12 protein-coding genes are annotated in these 18,520 nt (G+C 46.5%); 10 read left to right on the top strand and 2 right to left on the bottom strand.

The window, feature by feature from the left end; genetic code table 11:
- Positions 1 to 47: 47 nt before the first annotated feature.
- Complete coding sequence (locus NSQ54_13190) at positions 48 to 1,052, bottom strand: DUF4855 domain-containing protein (GenBank protein ID WYP25269.1); 1,005 nt, start codon at positions 1,050 to 1,052, stop codon at positions 48 to 50.
- Positions 1,053 to 1,209: 157 nt separating this feature from the next.
- On the opposite strand from NSQ54_13190, the gene NSQ54_13185 reads away from it, so the two are divergent.
- The 5 genes from NSQ54_13185 to NSQ54_13165 all read left to right on the top strand — a co-directional run bounded on the left by NSQ54_13185 (position 1,210) and on the right by NSQ54_13165 (position 6,306).
- Positions 1,210 to 2,196: a glycosyltransferase gene (locus NSQ54_13185; GenBank protein ID WYP25268.1), complete on the top strand. Its 987-nt coding sequence runs from the start codon at positions 1,210 to 1,212 to the stop codon at positions 2,194 to 2,196.
- Between the two features lie 13 nt (positions 2,197 to 2,209).
- Entirely contained in the window at positions 2,210 to 3,229 is a 1,020-nt protein-coding gene (locus NSQ54_13180; GenBank protein WYP25267.1) for a glycosyltransferase, read from the top strand.
- A 3-nt stretch (positions 3,230 to 3,232) separates the two neighbouring features.
- Positions 3,233 to 3,928 carry a DapH/DapD/GlmU-related protein gene (locus NSQ54_13175; protein ID WYP25266.1) on the top strand — a complete coding sequence of 232 codons (696 nt, stop codon included), beginning with the start codon at positions 3,233 to 3,235 and terminating at the stop codon, positions 3,926 to 3,928.
- A gap of 139 nt (positions 3,929 to 4,067) precedes the next feature.
- On the top strand, positions 4,068 to 5,324 hold the full coding sequence (locus tag NSQ54_13170) for a nucleotide sugar dehydrogenase (protein ID WYP25265.1): 1,257 nt from the start codon (positions 4,068 to 4,070) through the stop codon (positions 5,322 to 5,324).
- A gap of 13 nt (positions 5,325 to 5,337) precedes the next feature.
- The gene (locus NSQ54_13165) at positions 5,338 to 6,306 is read left to right on the top strand and encodes an NAD-dependent epimerase/dehydratase family protein (protein ID WYP25264.1); all 969 of its coding nucleotides are present in this window, start codon (positions 5,338 to 5,340) and stop codon (positions 6,304 to 6,306) included.
- Here the strand turns inward: NSQ54_13165 and NSQ54_13160 are convergent.
- The gene (locus NSQ54_13160) at positions 6,293 to 6,754 is read right to left on the bottom strand and encodes a hypothetical protein (protein ID WYP25263.1); all 462 of its coding nucleotides are present in this window, start codon (positions 6,752 to 6,754) and stop codon (positions 6,293 to 6,295) included. The genes NSQ54_13165 and NSQ54_13160 overlap by 14 nt on opposite strands.
- Positions 6,755 to 6,843: 89 nt before the next feature.
- On the opposite strand from NSQ54_13160, the gene NSQ54_13155 reads away from it, so the two are divergent.
- The 5 genes from NSQ54_13155 to NSQ54_13135 all read left to right on the top strand — a co-directional run bounded on the left by NSQ54_13155 (position 6,844) and on the right by NSQ54_13135 (position 18,375).
- Positions 6,844 to 8,529 (top strand): glycosyltransferase family 2 protein, encoded by a 1,686-nt coding sequence (locus NSQ54_13155; protein ID WYP25262.1) that lies wholly within the window; start codon positions 6,844 to 6,846, stop codon positions 8,527 to 8,529.
- Between the two features lie 111 nt (positions 8,530 to 8,640).
- Positions 8,641 to 10,932: an NTTRR-F1 domain gene (locus NSQ54_13150; protein WYP25261.1), complete on the top strand. Its 2,292-nt coding sequence runs from the start codon at positions 8,641 to 8,643 to the stop codon at positions 10,930 to 10,932.
- A 133-nt stretch (positions 10,933 to 11,065) separates the two neighbouring features.
- Positions 11,066 to 15,625, top strand: coding sequence for an NTTRR-F1 domain (locus NSQ54_13145; protein ID WYP25260.1), 4,560 nt, complete (start codon positions 11,066 to 11,068; stop codon positions 15,623 to 15,625).
- Between the two features lie 105 nt (positions 15,626 to 15,730).
- Complete coding sequence (locus NSQ54_13140; protein WYP25259.1) at positions 15,731 to 16,846, top strand: glycosyltransferase family 2 protein; 1,116 nt, start codon at positions 15,731 to 15,733, stop codon at positions 16,844 to 16,846.
- 122 nt (positions 16,847 to 16,968) lie between these two features.
- Positions 16,969 to 18,375 (top strand): sodium:alanine symporter family protein, encoded by a 1,407-nt coding sequence (locus NSQ54_13135; protein WYP25258.1) that lies wholly within the window; start codon positions 16,969 to 16,971, stop codon positions 18,373 to 18,375.
- Positions 18,376 to 18,520: the final 145 nt, after the last annotated feature.

Genomic DNA, 18,520 nt, shown 5'->3' with positions numbered 1-18,520 from the left:
CCATTTTCTAATTGATTTTTAGTTGTGTCCCAAACTTATTTTAACACTTAATACGCTCTCCCCGGATACTGTTGATCGACATATTCTTTTTTTAGAAAGTGACGCACTTGCTGATATTCAGCTGGATGATCTTCAGCAAATTCTTTACACGTAATGTTATAGAAATTAAATACGAGTAGGGCATCATTTATATAATTATTGCGAGTAGGAAGACCCATATTCAGAAAGTCATAGACATGATGCGGGCTAAAGGTCCAGCCTTTACCCATATTCATTTGAATGCCACAACCAAATACATTTGAGAACATACAAGCGTGATTAATCCATTCTGTACCCATCATCGTGTTGCCATAGTAATTCGTATTAAGAGCCGTTACATCAAACTTCAAATGATCGCCTTTCCAAGGTTTCATCGCACCAAACCCACCGTAATTTGGGAGCCACATCGTTTTATAACCATCTTCATGAATGAGTGTATTGATCTGTTGAATCAATTCTTCATCTGGCTCATTTAAGACTTCTTTAATCCAGTAGAACCCTTGTAGCTTTAATTTTGTGAAGCCTGCAGAATTCCACACACTCAAAAACAGTTTATACCACCATGTTAACGCTGTTAATCGGTTGGAGGTGTTGTTTAAGATAAGCTGAGTATTTGTACCTCCCAAGCCGAAGATGGTTTCACCGACCAACGGATAAGGTAGACCAATCCAAATATCTAAAGGATGTTCTGTAAGTGAATGAAGGGCATGAAGATTGGTTTCCTCTTCAAAAAGAAGTTCAAGGTACCGAATCCAATCCCCTTCAGTCGAACGCTCACCGAACCCATCATAAAGAGGATGAATATAAGAACCAGGCTTCGATGAAATGGGATTAAAAATAAATCCTTCAAAGTAAGTTTCTCCTGTCTCCACGCCATTTAATTGATAGGAGACAGCGGGACGTAACTCTTCTTTTCCCCACGATCTAATCTTTTGATCATCAAATCCCCCTATATTAATAATGGCGAGATGATTTTTAACACCGATGCTCTCACCTTTCAACAAACCTTTCATATTTAAGCCACCTTTCCCCAAACTCTTCCCTAGTAACAGCTTATGTGAGACACCACAAAAAAATGATTCGCTTCATTTAACAGCTTTTATTAACGAATAGGCGATTGGTTGAATAGATATAGAAAAGGCAGCTAGGTAAAGAATCGGGGGATGTCGAGTGAAGATTATTCATGTTCCAACTGAAATTTCCGGTCAAATGGGCATGATGTGTGATGCTCTTAAAAAGCGAGGTCATCAGGTGAATGGTCTAAATTGGTTTCACACGTATTTGAATTACAAGGACCATATTGTACCCACAGATGCGTATGAGCTTTATAAATACTTACTTCCACTCAGTCAGTTTGCAGAAGTGTGTCACTTTCATAATGGTAATTCATTCACTGTGAAAGGAGAAGAACTTCCTTATTTAAAGGGACTAGGTAAAAAACTTGTCATGCATCATTGGGGGAATGACGTACGAACGGCTAAAAAGGTTAAAGAATTAAATCCGTATCCTCTTCCTCCAAGCTATAACACAGATGAGTATATTCATGAGAGGTTGTTATACCTCACTCAGTACATTGATACGGCAATTGTTCAAGATTATGAAATGGTTCCTTATGTGCAAGAGTACTACAAAAATGTTCATGTGGTTCCACTTATTTGTAAAATTGAAAAATTTGTACCGCACTATCCCTCACCGGCCGTTACAAAGCCGTTAATCGTTCATGCACCTACGAATCAAGCATTTAAAGGGACGCAATATGTGCATGAGGCACTTAGTCAGTTGGAAGCGGAAGGCTATGATTTTGAATACAGAAAGGTAGAACAATTAAGTCATGATAAGGCACTGGAATTGTACAAAGAGGCGGATATCATTATTGACCAATTATTATGTGGAACCTATGGTGTGCTAAGTGTTGAAGCGATGGCTCTTGGTAAAGTTGTGATGGCAAACATTCGCGAAGACGTTCGTTCACACTTACCTGACGACTTCCCAATTGTCATTGCGAAGCCCGATACATTAATTGAGGTGCTAAAGGGTTACATTCAAGACCCTGTACTAAGACATGAAACTGGGAAACGGTCGCGTGCATTCGTTGAAACCTTTCATCATGCAGATCATATTGCTGAAAGTCTAGAATTAATTTACCAGAAGTTATAAGGGGGGAGCTGGTTTGAAAATTTGCCACGCGCCAATGGAAATTGCGGGTCAGGTAGGGCTGATTAATACGAAGCTTCGTGAGGAAGGACTTACCTCAGCTGCTTTTAACTACTTCCAAACAAGCTTTGACTACCCTGGAACATACCCAACAGACTCGTATGATATGCAAAAAGTAGCTCTCGCAGCCATCCCATACTTTGATATTTTTCATTTTCATAATAGTGGTACATTCATTGGAGACTTCAGGGATTTACATTGGATTAAAAAGCACGGTGGAAAAATAATTATGCATCATCGTGGGACAGATGTGAGAACACGTCAAAAGGCAAGACAAGGAGAAGACTATAGCAATGTGTATGTGAATGCTGAATCTTCCTTGCCGGACGAGACGATTCATCACAATTTAACCATTTTTGCAGAGCTTATTGATGTAGCCATCGTACAGGACTATGAATTATACAAATATGTTAAACCGTATTATGAAAAGAATGACGTACCTATTTATGTTCTTCCAAGACTCTGTGATGTCCAGAAGTACACGCCTAGCTATCCAAGTATTCAAAAAGAGAGGCCACTAGTGGTCCATGCGCCCTCCCAGCGAGAGTTTAAAGGAACGGACATCATTGAAGCAGCACTTTCAGATTTACAAAATGAATGTTCCTTTGATTTTCAATTAATTGAAAATACAAGTCATAAAGAGGCAACCCAACAATACAAGGATGCAGATCTGATTATTGATCAGATCTTATGTGGAATGTATGGGAATCTTAGCATCGAAGCCATGGCATTAGGTAAACCGGTTGTAGCGTTTATCCGACCGGATTTGTATCAAACTCTTCCGACTGATCTTCCTATCCAGTCAGCGAACCCTGACACAATTAAGTCAGTTTTGAAGGATTTACTCTTACATCCTGAAAAGCGGCATGCACTTGGAGTTCAAGGAAGAACGTATGTAGAAAGGCATCATCATGCAAATACTGTCACCGAGACGTTACTTTCCATCTATCAAACGGTTATGAAGGAGACTGAATAGCGAATGAGCATCCATTCAAGTGTGATTTTAGGAACGAATGTTGAAGTAGGCGAATATGCTGTCATTGAAATGGGTGTTCGTATTGGTGATCGAGTCACCATTGGAGCACATGCTGTTATTAAAGAAGGGACAGTCATAGGCAATGATGTTGAAATTGGTGATCACGTCGTCTTAGGGAAACGTCCTGGTTCAAACAAAAAGATGGCCAGAAAACCAGCTGCCGAATTACCACCACTTGCAATTGATAATGAAGTGGTAATCGGGAGTCATGTCACTTTGTACAGAGGGCTTTCCTTAGCGGAAGGAGTATTTATCGGAGATCATGTTAGCATTCGTGAACAGATCTTTATTGATCGAAATACAATCATCGGCCGACATGCCATGATTGAACCGAATACTCGAATTGGAAAAAATGTCACCATTCAAACCGGATGTTATGTGACAGCAGATACGATTATTGAAGATCACGTGTTTATTGGTCCGTGTTGTTCTATGTCGAATGACAAATATATGGCAAGTGGTAAGGGAACGCATACAGGTCCGCACATTAAGGCACATGCCAAAATTGGGAATCATGCTACACTTTTACCTGCCATTGTGATAGGTGAGCATGCGGTTGTCGGTGCTGGAGCTGTTGTCACAAAGGATGTTCCAGAAAAAGCGGTCACAGTAGGGAATCCGGCAAGAGTCAGGAGTTGACGATCACTTTTAGATGGGCTAGTTCATTATTTTGCTCTTTCGTCTGATGAATATGGATATTGGCTTTAACGAATCAATAAACAGCCACATATCAATAGTTAGACTGATAATCTAACCATTTGAAAGAAGGGCTGCACGAATGACGACTCAAATTGCTGTCATTGGTCTCGGGTACGTAGGATTACCATTGGCGACATTATTTCATAAAAGTGGATATGATGTAATTGGAATTGATATCGACGTTAGAAAAATGGACTGCTTAGAGAAAGGCATATCCTATTTATCTGACTACTCAAATGAAGACATGCAAAAGTTAACAGCTTCAAAGCAATTCCGTTTTTCACCTGACTTTAAAAAAATGGAGACAGCACATGCCATTATTTTATGCGTACCAACCCCACTTAGAAATCATCAAGATCCTGATTTAAGTTATCTAGAATCTGCAGCGAAAGCCATGCTTCCATATCTTCGTCCTGGTCATCTTGTTGTGCTTGAAAGCTCCACTTTTCCAGGAACAACTGAAGAAGTACTTGTTCCGCTGCTAGAAAAAAGTGGGCTAAAGGTAGGAGTTGATCTTTTTCTAGGGTACTCTCCTGAACGAATTGATCCAGGGAATCTAGATTATGATTTGGAAGATATCCCGAAAGTAGTAAGTGGTGTAACAACAGCATGTCTACATGAGGTTCAAGCCATTTACGGGAAGGCATTTACATCTCTTGTTCCTGTAGAAAATACTCGTGTGGCAGAAATGACAAAAATCCTAGAAAATACTCAGCGACTAATAAACATTTCATTCATAAATGAAATGAGTCAAATTTGTCATGAACTCCATATTGATATATGGCAAGTAATTGAAGCGGCAAGTACTAAGCCATACGGATTTACCCCTTATTATCCAGGACCGGGAATTGGTGGACACTGTATTCCGGTTGATCCTCTTTACTTAAAGTGGAAAGCAAATGAACAAAAGCTTCATACACCATTTATTGACTTAGCTAAAAAAGTTAATGACAAGCAGCCAATGTATGTGGTCGATCGATTAGAAAAGGCACTTGGCTCAGGTAAGAAAAATCCAAGCGTTTTATTAGTCGGATTAACGTACAAGAAAGATGTTAACGATGTGAGGGAATCTGTATCACTTCCGGTTATGGAGGAATTAATCAAACGTGGCTGGAACGTTGAATATTATGATCCGTTTGTACAGAACATTACGTTACAAGGAAAAACATATCATGGCACTTCCTTTGATCAAAAAAAGTTATCCTCTTATGATGCGGCCATTATCTTAACAGATCATAGCCAAATTGATTATTCTGCTTTGATAAAAGGAGTCTCCTTATTGTTTGATACGAGAAATTGTATAAAAGGAACCTATGATCATGTAATACGATTATAAATGAGGTGAGAGTGTGAATCTTCTGGTTACGGGTGGAGCGGGATTTATTGGTTCCCACCTTTGTGAAGAGCTGTTGGAGTTGGGGCATATGGTCACAGCTCTAGATAATTTCTCAAATGGAAATCAATCAAATGTCGCCCATTTACGTGAAAATCCCAAGTTCCGATTAATTGAAGGGGATTGTAGTCATGTTCCTACCGTAGATCCACTCATAAAAAAGCATGACGTCGTATTCCATTTGGCTGCTGTGCTTGGTGTAAAGCACTGTGTCGATTCTCCTTTAAAAGTGATTAAAGAAAATCTAACAGGTACATCGTCGGTCTTGGAAAGTGCCGCCCGTTATCAAAAAAGGGTAGTCTTTGCATCGAGCTCAGAGGTCTATGGGAAGAGCGAGAATCTTCCATATAAAGAGGATGGCGACCGCCTGCTTGGCTCAACGAATGTTCACAGATGGTGCTATTCAACAGCCAAGTCAATGGAGGAACATCTCTGTCTTGCCTACGGAAAAGAAGGCCTCTCAGTGACCATTCTTAGATATTTTAATGCATATGGTCCAAGAGCAAACGATTCAATCTATGGTGGAGTGGTTCCTATTTTTGTGAAGGCGGCGCTTGAGAACAGAGAGATTACTCTTTTTGGAGATGGAACCCAAAGCCGGTGCTTTACATTTGTGAAAGATACTGCAAAAGCAACAGCCTTGGTATTAGAAAAAAAGACCGATCAACAAATTATTAATATTGGTACAAATCAAGGCACCACGATTTCAGAACTCGCTGAGATTGTAAAAAGGTGCACTCAATCAAGTTCTCCAGTCAAACAAATTTCATATGAAGAAGCTTACGGAAAAGGCTTTGAGGATATGAGAAAAAGAATTCCGTGTATAGAGAAGGCTAAAAATCTCTTAGACTATGTTCCTGAAACAGATTTGATTGAAGGCATTCAATCACTCGTTAATTCGTATCAGAAAACTAATTTTTCTTAGACCCTTTCACGGATCGTAAAAACCAATCCTGGTTTTTGGATGCTGATATCGGTGTTTCATCTTGATAAGGAGTGATTTCCTTTGGATCTTCCTTTGCCCGTGTAGTATCTGGGTCCAGGGTATTTTGAGTAGGCATCGGTATTTCTTTTTGACCTTTTGGGGCAGATGTTTGATCTGCCTTTTCTTGTGCTTTCAACGTAGTGAGCTCGTCTTGAAGAAGTTGGATGGTTTCGTTTGCAGTTGAGAGGTTTTGCTGAAGCTCATCCTTTTCTAAGATCCAAGCTTGTTCCTTTTCTTTTAGTTCATCAATCATGTTGTAATAATAATCATTTTGGTATTTTTCAACTTGTGCCTTATATTTTTTTAGCTCAGATTGAGTGTAAATCAGACGCTGCTGTAACTGAACAGGTGTTAGTTTTGTTCGAAAGGAAGTCTGCTTGTTATCCATACGAATCACCTCATTAATGTTGTTTATATAGTGTATATGTCCAAATGATTTGGAACATGCAGATCAATCTCAAAAAGGGGGAGCGTCCTATGAGGAATAGTTTTTCTTATCGCGTGATTACGAATAAAGAAGATTATTTAAGAAAGTTGAATGGGCAATCACCTTTACCGGTTTCCACAGGCATTGTCAAACGAAACCTTGATTACAAGCTACACGTGATTGTTCCTGCAATGGACGAGGCTGATACGCTGCCTGGTGTACTAGCAGAGCTTAAGCGTCTACAGCCTGATCAAATCATCGTTGTAGTGAACGGCTCAAAGGATCAAACGGCACATATTGCAGAGTCACATGGCGCAAAGGTGCTAAATTTTACTCAACCGCTTGGGAATGATGTAGGGCGAGCAATAGGTGCGCTTAATGCGAAAGCAGACATTTATTTATTTACGGATGCAGATATTGTGATTAAAGCAGAGGATTATTTGCCATTTATTCAAGACGTAGAAAATGGAGTTGATATGGCAATCAATTCAATTGATTGGATTACGAAAGTGGAGAGGGCGGACATTATCTCTCAATCTAGATTCTTTCTAAATGCCATACAAGAGAGAAGAGATTTGCGTGCAGAGAACATCTTAACGATTCCACATGCCTTCAGTCTTAAGGGGCTTGAGATGGTTGGACGTAGTGAATTGTCGAATCCTGTGTTAGCAAATACCATCGCTGTTGATAAACAGCTTGAAGTATCGGTTTCTCATACAATTGATGTACTAAGAATGAACAAAATGCGAATAAACCATTTGCCTAAGCCAGGGGAAGTGATTGGTGAAGCGATGCAACGTATGCATGGTGATTTCTTAGAAGCGCTTGATTATTTATTCGATATGTACGGACCAACACTACATTATCCAAAGCCATTAGAGGGGGTTCATCTACTTTATTCAGATCGTTTAAAGTGGCAGGCCTTGTCTAAAGCGAGAGACAGGAGTGTTATTTTCTATGTGTCAGAAGGGGCTGAATTATTAGATGTTCAGGAGCTGCTCAAATCTCCACAGATTGAGTGGGTACCTATTGTAACTTCAACTCATCCTGTTGCCATTGATTTTTTTGCCCATCAATCGATACCCTTTATCACAGTTGACCAGACATGTTCGCTAGATACAGCCTTCTATATTGGGAGTCAGCTTGCTCAAGGAAACCGATTGCTGTTTCATTCGGCAGAGATTCCTATAACAAGAGACGAAATTCAACAATTTTTTGATGAGGTTGATAAACCAGGTGTTGATGTTTGTATAAATGATCAATCCAGTACACAGAGCTCCATTGAAAAAATGACGCTCGTCCATATAGGGAATACATTATTAAATGTAACGGCTGGCTGCCATAAGCTTCCTAATTCATCACTTCTTATTCCTCCATTTGTATTAAAACGATCCGTTTTTTCTGATTTTAATCGTTCTTCCCTTCAATCGTTAGGGGAAAGTCATTTGAAATTACTTGAGTTGGGTCATCAGATTGTAGCTCCTTTATCCGTTTCTGCTAGTAGGTTTATAGAGAAAAATGAGCAAAAGATCTTAGCCTCTATACTTAAAGGGTTCAAGTACTGGATTAATGATAAAGGAGTCCGAGGAAGTTTTTCAGATGGAGGTCGAGGTAGAGATTTACTAGAGGAGCAACCACTTTACTTGAAAAAGGACTTTCTATCAAGCTCAAAAAGTAAGGGAGAGGACTTAATTGATTACTCGTTAGAAATCAGTTTGGTAATCCAACACTCTTAATAAGATCGAAAACTATTTAAATACTAGGCGAATGTGCTGTCCATCCATTTCTGAACTCATAGAATAATACAGCTTCTTATAATGAAGCATTCGTTGCAAAGGAGGGGAAATATGGTTATCAATCGAATTGAAAATAGTGGGTTTGAAACAGGTGCCTTGACTCCATGGACTAGTATTAATGGCCTTTTAACAACGGCATTTAGTCACACTGGAATCTATGCAGTTCAATTACCTGCATTAACAGGGTCAACCTTATCACAAACCATTCCCGTGAATGAAGGAGAGAGCTTTGAAGTGCTAGCATCGCTTGCTAAAACAAGTGTGCTACCTTCTCCTTTAGTCACTATCACAGTTGATTATTATGATGCAAGCTTTGTCCTTTTAGGATCAGGATTACTGATTAATGTTCTCTCAGATAGAGTACCAGAGGCAACTGCTGCAACGTGGTTAACAGTCTATGAAACAACAGAAGCTGCACCTGTAGGTACCGTTTTTGCATCAGTTACAATATCAGTTGCCGCTTCAGTAGGAACAGCAGATATTGTAATAGATGATGTTTCAATGATCACGATAGGAGCTCTTTTTGTACCGAGCGGTCCTCCTGGTCCAACCGGAGCAACTGGAGCGACTGGACCAACAGGAGAAACCGGAGCCACGGGTCCAACGGGGGCGACAGGAGTAACTGGACCAACAGGTGAAACTGGAGCCACAGGTCCAACGGGAGCGACGGGAGTAACGGGACCAACAGGAGAGACCGGAGCCACGGGTCCAACGGGGGCGACAGGAGTAACCGGACCAACAGGTGAAACTGGGGCAACAGGACCAACGGGAGCGACGGGAGTAACAGGACCAACAGGAGAGATCGGAGCCACGGGTCCAACGGGGGCGACAGGAGTAACCGGACCAACAGGTGAAACTGGAGCAACTGGAGCCACAGGTCCAACGGGAGCGACGGGAGTAACAGGACCAACAGGTGAAACTGGGGCAACCGGACCAACGGGAGCGACGGGAGTAACTGGCCCAACAGGAGAGATCGGAGCAACTGGACCAACCGGGGCTACGGGAGCAACAGGACCAGCAGGAACTGGAGCAGGAGTAACTGGACCAACAGGTGAAACTGGGGCAACCGGCCCAACGGGAGCGACGGGAGTAACAGGACCAACAGGAGAGACCGGAGCAACCGGCCCAACGGGAGCAACTGGACCAACCGGACCAACAGGTGAAACTGGGGCAACCGGCCCAACAGGAGAGACGGGACCAACCGGAGTAACAGGCCCAACAGGAGAGACGGGAGCAACGGGAGCGACAGGAGTAACGGGACCAACCGGAGCAACCGGAGTAACCGGAGCAACGGGAGCGACAGGAGTAACGGGAGCCACTGGAGAGACCGGAGCAACCGGAGCAACGGGAGTAACCGGAGCAACCGGAGTAACAGGAGCAACCGGAGCGACGGGAGTAACAGGAGCAACCGGAGCGACCGGAGTAACGGGAGCCACTGGAGTAACAGGAGCAACCGGAGCGACAGGAGTAACCGGAGCAACGGGAGCGACCGGAGCAACAGGAGCAACCGGAGCAACCGGAGTAACGGGAGCAACCGGAGTAACAGGAGCAACCGGAGCAACGGGAGTAACCGGAGCAACCGGAGCGACCGGAGTAACGGGAGCCACTGGAGTAACAGGAGCAACTGGACCAACCGGGGTAACGGGAGCGACCGGAGCAACCGGAGTAACAGGAGCAACCGGAGCGACAGGAGTAACCGGAGCAACGGGAGCGACCGGAGCAACCGGAGCAACCGGAGCAACCGGAGCAACCGGAGTAACGGGAGCAACCGGAGTAACAGGAGCAACCGGAGCAACCGGACCAACGGGAGCGACCGGAGCAACCGGAGTAACGGGAGCCACTGGAGTAACCGGAGCAACGGGAGCAACCGGGGTAACGGGAGCAACCGGGGTAACGGGAGCAACCGGAGTAACAGGAGCCACTGGTCCAACCGGCACCTCTGTCACTGCAAATAGTATGTCAGCAGTGAACACGGCTGGAGGACTTTTAGCTGTTATTCTTGGAGGTACAGCAGTTCCATTAGCAGGTGCTCAAAGTTTAGATGGATTTGTAGCAAACGGAACGTCTACTTTATTTACAGTACCCGTAACCGGAAGATACTACATCACATATCGTATAAATTTGACAGCTGGATTATTAGCAGGTGCTCAAGCGGTAGCGGGTGGAGCGCCAATTCCTGGAACGGTTATTTCTCCAGTTTTAACATTAAGTAGCTATGAAGCCGATGTTATCACTACGTTAACTGCAGGGACGACAATTGGGATACAATTATTTGGAGTTGTTGCTGCTGCTACATTACAAGCTGGAGTAGGTGCTTCACTTGTAGTCATTAGAGTAGACTAGTTTATAAATGTTGAGCCCATTCTTGTGGGCTTTTTTTTGTTGGAAAATAAAAACTAATGGTAGGTTAAGGCTCAAACAAATAGATCAAAGACTGAATATTTATAGATTATATTGCGTTAAAGGAGGAGTGAAAATGGTTAACAAAATCATAAACGGAGGATTTGAAACAGGATCAATCAGTCCATGGGTTCCTCTTAATGCAGAGATAACCTCATTGTATAGTCATTCAGGATTTTATAGTCTTCTTCTAAATGATACATTTAACAACGCATTTATCTATCAAATAGTTGATGTTTCACCAGGAGAGACATTCCAATTCTATACATCCATTTCAAAAGTATCAGACGTCGATGTAGCGGCTCCTATAACGATATCTGTTAACTACTACGATGATAATTTTAATTTTATTAATTATGGTCTAATTATTAGTATACCGCCTCAAAATATACCAGGAATCTCAACAAACACTTGGTTAGAGATAAGTCAAACAACTTTTACTGTGCCTTTAAACGCTACACAAGCAATGGTGCTTCTTAACTCACTTCCACAGGTTGGAGGTTCAGACATGCTCATAGATGATGTCGGGTTGCTTGTACTTGAAGGTCCACCGCCGCCAACTGGACCGCCGGGACCACCGGGGCCAACGGGAGCGACGGGAGCAACAGGAGCGACCGGAGTGACTGGACCAACGGGAGCAACAGGGCCAACAGGAGTAACAGGAGTAACAGGAGCCATAGGAGTAACGGGAGCAACAGGGGCAACCGGAGTAACGGGAGCGACCGGACCAACCGGAGTAACGGGAGTAACAGGGCCAACCGGAGCCACGGGAGCAACTGGAGCAACAGGAGCCACGGGAGTAACCGGAGCCACCGGAGCAACAGGGGTCACGGGGCCGACAGGAGTAACAGGGCCAACGGGAGCCACGGGAGCCACCGGAGTAACAGGGCCAACTGGAGCGACAGGAGTAACAGGAGTAACCGGGGCAACAGGACCAACCGGGTCAACCGGAGCGACAGGAGCAACGGGAGTAACCGGGGTCACGGGAGCCATCGGAGCGACGGGAGCCACCGGAGTAACAGGAGCAACGGGAACAACTGGAGCGACAGGGCCAACCGGATCGACAGGAGCAACGGGAGCCACCGGAGCAACAGGGGTCACGGGGCCGACAGGAGCCACCGGAGTAACAGGGCCAACCGGAGCCACGGGAGCCACGGGAGCCACCGGAGTGACTGGACCAACGGGAGCCACGGGAACAACTGGGCCGACGGGAGCGACAGGAGCCACGGGAACAACCGGAGCCACGGGAGTAACGGGAGCGACTGGAGTAACCGGGCCAACCGGGCCAACCGGGTCAACTGGAGCAACAGGGGTCACGGGAGCGACGGGAGTAACCGGGCCAACAGGGCCAACTGGAGCAACAGGGGTCACGGGAGCCACCGGAACAACAGGAGCGACGGGAGTAACCGGAGCAACAGGGGTCACGGGGCCGATAGGAGTAACAGGGCCAACTGGAGCAACGGGAGCAACCGGAGCGACGGGAGCCACCGGGGCAACGGGAACAACTGGAGCCACCGGAGCGACAGGAGTAACCGGGCCAACAGGGCCAACTGGAGCAACAGGGGTCACGGGAGCCACCGGAGCGACGGGAGCCACAGGAACAACTGGAGCCACGGGAGCCACGGGAGTCACGGGGGCCACGGGAGCGACAGGAGTAACCGGGCCAACAGGGCTAACCGGAGCCACAGGGCCAACCGGGGCCACGGGAGTAACCGGGTCAACAGGATCTACTGGAGCCACCGGAGTAACCGGGCCAACAGGGCTAACCGGAGCAACAGGGGTCACGGGAGCCACCGGAGTGACAGGAGTAACAGGCCCAACGGGAGCAGCAGGAGCGACCGGGCCAGTCGGAGTAACGGGCCCAACCGGAGCGACGGGAGTCACAGGTCCAACCGGAGCGACAGGAGCCACAGGGCCAACCGGGTCAACCGGAGCCACTGGAGCCACGGGAGTCACGGGGGCAACGGGAGCCACGGGAGTAACAGGAGCGACAGGAGTAACCGGGCCAACCGGAGCCACCGGAGTAACGGGGCCAACCGGGCCAACCGGAGCCACCGGAGTAACGGGGCCAACCGGGCCAACCGGAGCCACCGGAGTAACCGGGCCAACCGGAGTTACAGGAGTAACCGGGGCAACAGGACCAACCGGAGCAACCGGGCCAACCGGAGCGACAGGAGCCACAGGTCCAACCGGAGCAACAGGGGTCACGGGAGCCACCGGAGTGACAGGAGTAACAGGCCCAACGGGAGCAGCAGGAGCGACCGGGCCAGTCGGAGTAACGGGCCCAACCGGAGCGACGGGAGTCACAGGTCCAACCGGAGCGACAGGAGCCACAGGTCCAACCGGAGCCACAGGGTCAACCGGAGCGACAGGAGTAACAGGAGCAATCGGGGCCACGGGAGTAACAGGAGCAATCGGGGCCACGGGAGTAACAGGAGCAATCGGGGCCACGGGAGTAACAGGAGCAACCGGGCCAACCGGAGCGACAGGAGCAACGGGAGCAACAGGAGCGACAGGTCCAACCGGAGCGACGGGAGTCACAGGTCCAACGGGAGCCACCGGGGTAACAGGAGCAACCGGGCTAACCGGAGCGACCGGAGTAACCGGGGCAACCGGGGTAACAGGGGCCACGGGAGCCACGGGACCGACGGGAGCTACTGGAGTAACTGGACCAACAGGAGCAACGGGAGCCACCGGGGCCACTGGGGTAACGGGAGCGACAGGAGCAACGGGAGCGACTGGACCAACAGGAGCAACAGGGTCAACCGGAGCGACAGGAGCAACGGGAGCCACCGGAGCCACGGGAGTAACAGGAGCCACTGGAGTAACCGGGCCGACGGGAGCCACGGGAGCAACGGGACCGACCGGAGCCACCGGGGCAACGGGGCCAACAGGAGCCACGGGAGCAACGGGACCGACCGGAGCCACTGGAGTAACTGGACCAACAGGAGCAACCGGGCCGACCGGGGCAACGGGAGCGACAGGAGTAACCGGAGCAACAGGAGCAACAGGAGCCACGGGGCCAACCGGAGCCACCGGAGCAACGGGAGCGACAGGAGCCACGGGGCCAACCGGAGCAACAGGAGCAACGGGAGTAACAGGAGCGACGGGAGTAACAGGAGCGACGGGGCCAACCGGGCCAACTGGAGCCACGGGAGTAACAGGGCCAACCGGGCCAACTGGAGCCACCGGAGTAACAGGGCCAACCGGAGCAACAGGAGTTACAGGAGTAACCGGGTCAACGGGAGCAACTGGAGTAACAGGAGTAACCGGGTCAACGGGAGGCACGGGAGCAACTGGGCCGACGGGAACCACCGGAACCACCGGAGCCATGGGGCCAACCGGAGCCACGGGAGCAACTGGGCCGACGGGAACCACCGGAGCCACCGGAACCACCGGAGCCACAGGGCCAACCGGGCCAACCGGAGCAACCGGGGCAACAGGATCTACTGGACCAACCGGAGCAACTGGAGCCACGGGAGTCACGGGGGCAACGGGAGCAACCGGAGCAACTGGAGCGACAGGAGTAACCGGGCCAACCGGGCCAACGGGAGCCACAGGGCCAACCGGAGCAACTGGGCCGACAGGAGCCACAGGGCCAACCGGGTCAACGGGAGCCACGGGAGTCACGGGGGCAACGGGAGCCACGGGAGTAACAGGAGCCACGGGAGCAATTGGGCCGACGGGAACCACCGGAGCCACAGGGCCAACCGGAGCCACGGGAGCCACGGGACCAACCGGAGCCACGGGAGTAACGGGAGCGACAGGAGTAACCGGGCCAACAGGGCCAACTGGAGCCACCGGGGCAACGGGAACTACTGGAGCAACGGGAACCACCGGAGCAACTGGGCCGACGGGAACCACCGGAGCAACAGGGGCCACGGGAGTAACCGGGGCAACAGGATCTACTGGAGCCACCGGAGTAACAGGGCCAACAGGGCTAACCGGAGCAACAGGGGTCACGGGGCCGACAGGAGCCACAGGGCCAACCGGGTCAACCGGAGCCACTGGAGCCACGGGAGTCACGGGGGCAACGGGAGCCACGGGAGTAACAGGAGCGACAGGAGTAACCGGGCCAACCGGAGCCACCGGAGTAACGGGGCCAACCGGGCCAACCGGAGCCACCGGAGTAACGGGGCCAACCGGGCCAACCGGAGCCACCGGAGTAACCGGGCCAACCGGAGTTACAGGAGTAACCGGGGCAACAGGACCAACCGGAGCAACCGGCCCAAGTGTAACCTCGACTTTTGGCTATGCTGGAAACACGCAAGGCACAGCTATTACGGTCGTTTTATTAGGAACACCTGTACCTTTACCAAACTTACAGCTTCTATCAGGTATAACATCAAATGCAGCTGGTACAGTTTTTACGGTTACCCAAGCAGGAACGTACCAAATTGGATACAACGTCAAAACAACACTTGGTTTACTTCTCAACTCAAGGATCTTACTAAATGGTGCCCAAGTAGATCGATCAGTTGTAGCACCAGGTATATCAACAAATCTCTTCACTGCCCAATTTATTCAAGAGGTCCCTGCTGGAGCAACAATTACCCTTCAGTTATATAGTTTACTTGGAGCAGCTACCCTCCAACCTGGTGTTGGAGCAAGCTTAAATATCGTTCGTCTATCTTAATAAATTTGAAACAGCTACTTTTTCAAGTGGCTGTTTTTTTCACGTACTTACGCTTTGTTCATAGTATACAGATAGTAGGAAGATAAAAGTTAGGAGTGAGCCTAAATGATTACGATCAGCTTATGTATGATTGTAAAGAACGAAGAAAAATTACTTGGACGTTGCCTTGATACGGTGAAGCATATTGTTGATGAGATTAATATTCTGGACACAGGTTCTACAGATGGGACGGAAGAATTGGCGCGAACCTACACCGATCGAGTTTTTTTCTACAAATGGACTGATAGCTATGCAGCAGCTAGAAATGAAGCATTTAAGCATGCAACGAAAGAGTACATTCTTTACTTAGATGCGGATGATGTCTTGCTCAAAGAAGATCAAGAGAAATTACTTAAACTTAAAGAAACGTTGGATCCCTCTGTTGATTCCGTATCCATGTATTATGATAATGGCGTTGATGACGAGGGCAATGTGGCTCTTAGGTACCGCAGGAATCGGCTAGTAAAAAGATCGAAGAATTTCCTCTGGGGAGGAGATGCTCACGAGTACTTAAACGTGTTTGGTAACATCATTAATTCCGACATTTCCATTACACACAAAAAAGAATTTACCCCTGAAAAGGTAAGCAGTAATTTAGGAGTAATTTATTCTATTTTCCAACAGAAAGAAGAGGCCGGCGAAGAATTTTCTGCAAGAGATTACTTTTATTATGGAAATGAATTAAGAGAGAAAGGAAAATGTGAAAAGGCTATTGAGCAATACAATCTCCACATTAAGAAAGGTGACGGATGGATTGAAGATACGTTCCATGCCTGCATTGGGAAAGCAGATTGCTACCGGGCATTAAATCAAGTTGATGAAGAACTTAAAGCATTATTTGATTCATTTCTTTACACTAGAACACCTAGGCCCGAAGCCTGTTCACGAATAGGGTACAACTATCAGACAAGAGCGTTTTATCTAGATGCCATCTATTGGTACGAAGTGGCTGCGAAATTAAAACCGGACCCAGATCAATGGAGTTTTAGTTACCCGGCGTATTCAACATGGTATCCAAACCTTCAACTATGTGTTTGTTATTATCGAACAGGAGATAAACAAAAGTCTTATGAAAAGAATGAACTCGCTCGTGGCTATCGACCAAAGGATGCAACAATTTTAGCAAATAAAAAACTCCTTGAAAATGAGCTTGGATTAACAAAACAAGATTCAAACGATTAGGGATTGGGTACTATCTAAGAGAACGATCATCGTTCTCTTTTTTTATGGTTAATTTTTACATAGATTGCTTGTATGACGTATTAAGGGTATGATAAAAATTCAGTTTAAAGGAGGAGCAAAAGATGGACAGCTTAATCAAATTAATAGGAGATTTAAATGATTTTGTATATACATACATCCTAATCATTTTGCTTGTTGGAGTAGGACTTTATTTTACGATCCGAACAAACTTTGTTCAAATTAGAATGTTTCCTGAAATGTTTAGAGTGCTTGGAGATAAAACGTCAAACAAAGATGAAGTCTCTGCCTTTCAAGCCTTTTGTATAAGTGCTGCTTCACGAGTCGGCTCGGCAAATATTGCAGGTGTGGCTCTTGCAATTGCAACAGGAGGTCCTGGGGCGATTTTTTGGATGTGGGTCGTCGCGGTTATTGGGATGGCTACCGGGTTCATTGAAAGTTTATTAGCTCAGGTGTATAAAGTGAAGGATGGAAATCAGTTCAGAGGGGGCCCTTCTTATTATATTCAAACGGCCTTAGGTAAAAGAGGACTCGCTGTCTTTTTTGCAGTATTGATCTCCATAACATTTGGATTAATTTTCAACTCATTACAAGCGAATACTCTTGCCAATGCGCTAGATGAAGCCTTTAATTTTAATAAATTGTTTGTAGGTATCATTGTTGCTGCAGTAACTGGGTTAATTATTTATGGTGGAGTACAACGAATTTCTAAGATTTCATCAATCGTTGTGCCGGTTATGGCGATCTTTTATATTGGTGTTGTCCTTTTTGTTATGATCTTAAACTATACTCAGATTCCTTCCGTATTTCTACTAATTGTTCAAGATGCCTTTGGTTTACGGGAAGCTACGACTGGAACAGTGATTGGAGCGCTAGTACTTGGTGCTAGACGAGGACTCTTCTCAAATGAAGCAGGGATGGGTAGTGTACCGCATGCTGCAGCTGCAGCTCATGTCTCTCACCCAGTTAAACAGGGTCTTGTTCAATCACTAGGTGTTTTCTTTGATACCATCATTGTCTGTTCTGCAACGGCGTTTGCTATTTTACTATCAGATGTTTATCAAACAGGTGCAGTAGATGGTGTTGCGTTAACGCAAGCTTCATTAAGTGATCACTTAGGGAGCTGGGCAGTTGGATTTGTGGCAATTTCTATTTTCTTCTTTGCCTTTACGTCTCTATTTGGAAATTATTATTACGGAGAATCAAATATTCAGTTCATTAAAGAAGGAACAATCTGGCTTCATGTGTACCGAATTGCTGTAATTGTAATGGTTGTTGTTGGTTCAATGATTGGAATTGAACTAGCTTGGCAACTGGCAGATGTCTTTATGGCGATAACGGCTGCTGTTAACCTTGTTGTGATCTTACTCATTAGTAAGGTAGCCTTTGCAACGATAAAAGATTATCAGGAACAACGTAAGTTAGGAAAAGATCCTGTTTTCTTCCAGAAAAATATACCTGGACTTAAGGGTGCAGATACGTGGAATGAAGAAAAAGAAAAAGATAACTAATTGAAAAAGAGTCATTCGTCTAAATAGGCGAATGACTTTTTGTTTTATAGAAAAACGTATACATCTTGTACAAGAATTATAGATTAGGTATGATGATAACGTAATAGTAAAGCGCTATCTTTTGAGTGATTAAGGGAAGGAGTGG

The organism is Alkalihalobacillus sp. FSL W8-0930, assembly GCA_037965595.1.
In the GTDB taxonomy this organism is placed as follows: domain Bacteria; phylum Bacillota; class Bacilli; order Bacillales; family Bacillaceae_D; genus Alkalicoccobacillus.
The sequence above is the reverse complement of the archived record's forward strand: the minus strand, read 5'-3'. Positions and strand labels throughout refer to the sequence as shown.

What these genes read in the sequence shown, in the direction of transcription:
- NSQ54_13190 (WYP25269.1), bottom strand. Translation starts at nt 1,052, where the DNA reads ATGAAAGGTTTGTTGAAAGGTGAGAGCATCGGTGTTAAAAATCATCTC.
- NSQ54_13175 (WYP25266.1), top strand. Translation starts at nt 3,233, where the DNA reads ATGAGCATCCATTCAAGTGTGATTTTAGGAACGAATGTTGAAGTAGGC.
- NSQ54_13170 (WYP25265.1), top strand. Translation starts at nt 4,068, where the DNA reads ATGACGACTCAAATTGCTGTCATTGGTCTCGGGTACGTAGGATTACCA.
- NSQ54_13160 (WYP25263.1), bottom strand. Translation starts at nt 6,754, where the DNA reads ATGGATAACAAGCAGACTTCCTTTCGAACAAAACTAACACCTGTTCAG.
- NSQ54_13155 (WYP25262.1), top strand. Translation starts at nt 6,844, where the DNA reads ATGAGGAATAGTTTTTCTTATCGCGTGATTACGAATAAAGAAGATTAT.
- NSQ54_13150 (WYP25261.1), top strand. Translation starts at nt 8,641, where the DNA reads ATGGTTATCAATCGAATTGAAAATAGTGGGTTTGAAACAGGTGCCTTG.
- NSQ54_13145 (WYP25260.1), top strand. Translation starts at nt 11,066, where the DNA reads ATGGTTAACAAAATCATAAACGGAGGATTTGAAACAGGATCAATCAGT.
- NSQ54_13140 (WYP25259.1), top strand. Translation starts at nt 15,731, where the DNA reads ATGATTACGATCAGCTTATGTATGATTGTAAAGAACGAAGAAAAATTA.
- NSQ54_13135 (WYP25258.1), top strand. Translation starts at nt 16,969, where the DNA reads ATGGACAGCTTAATCAAATTAATAGGAGATTTAAATGATTTTGTATAT.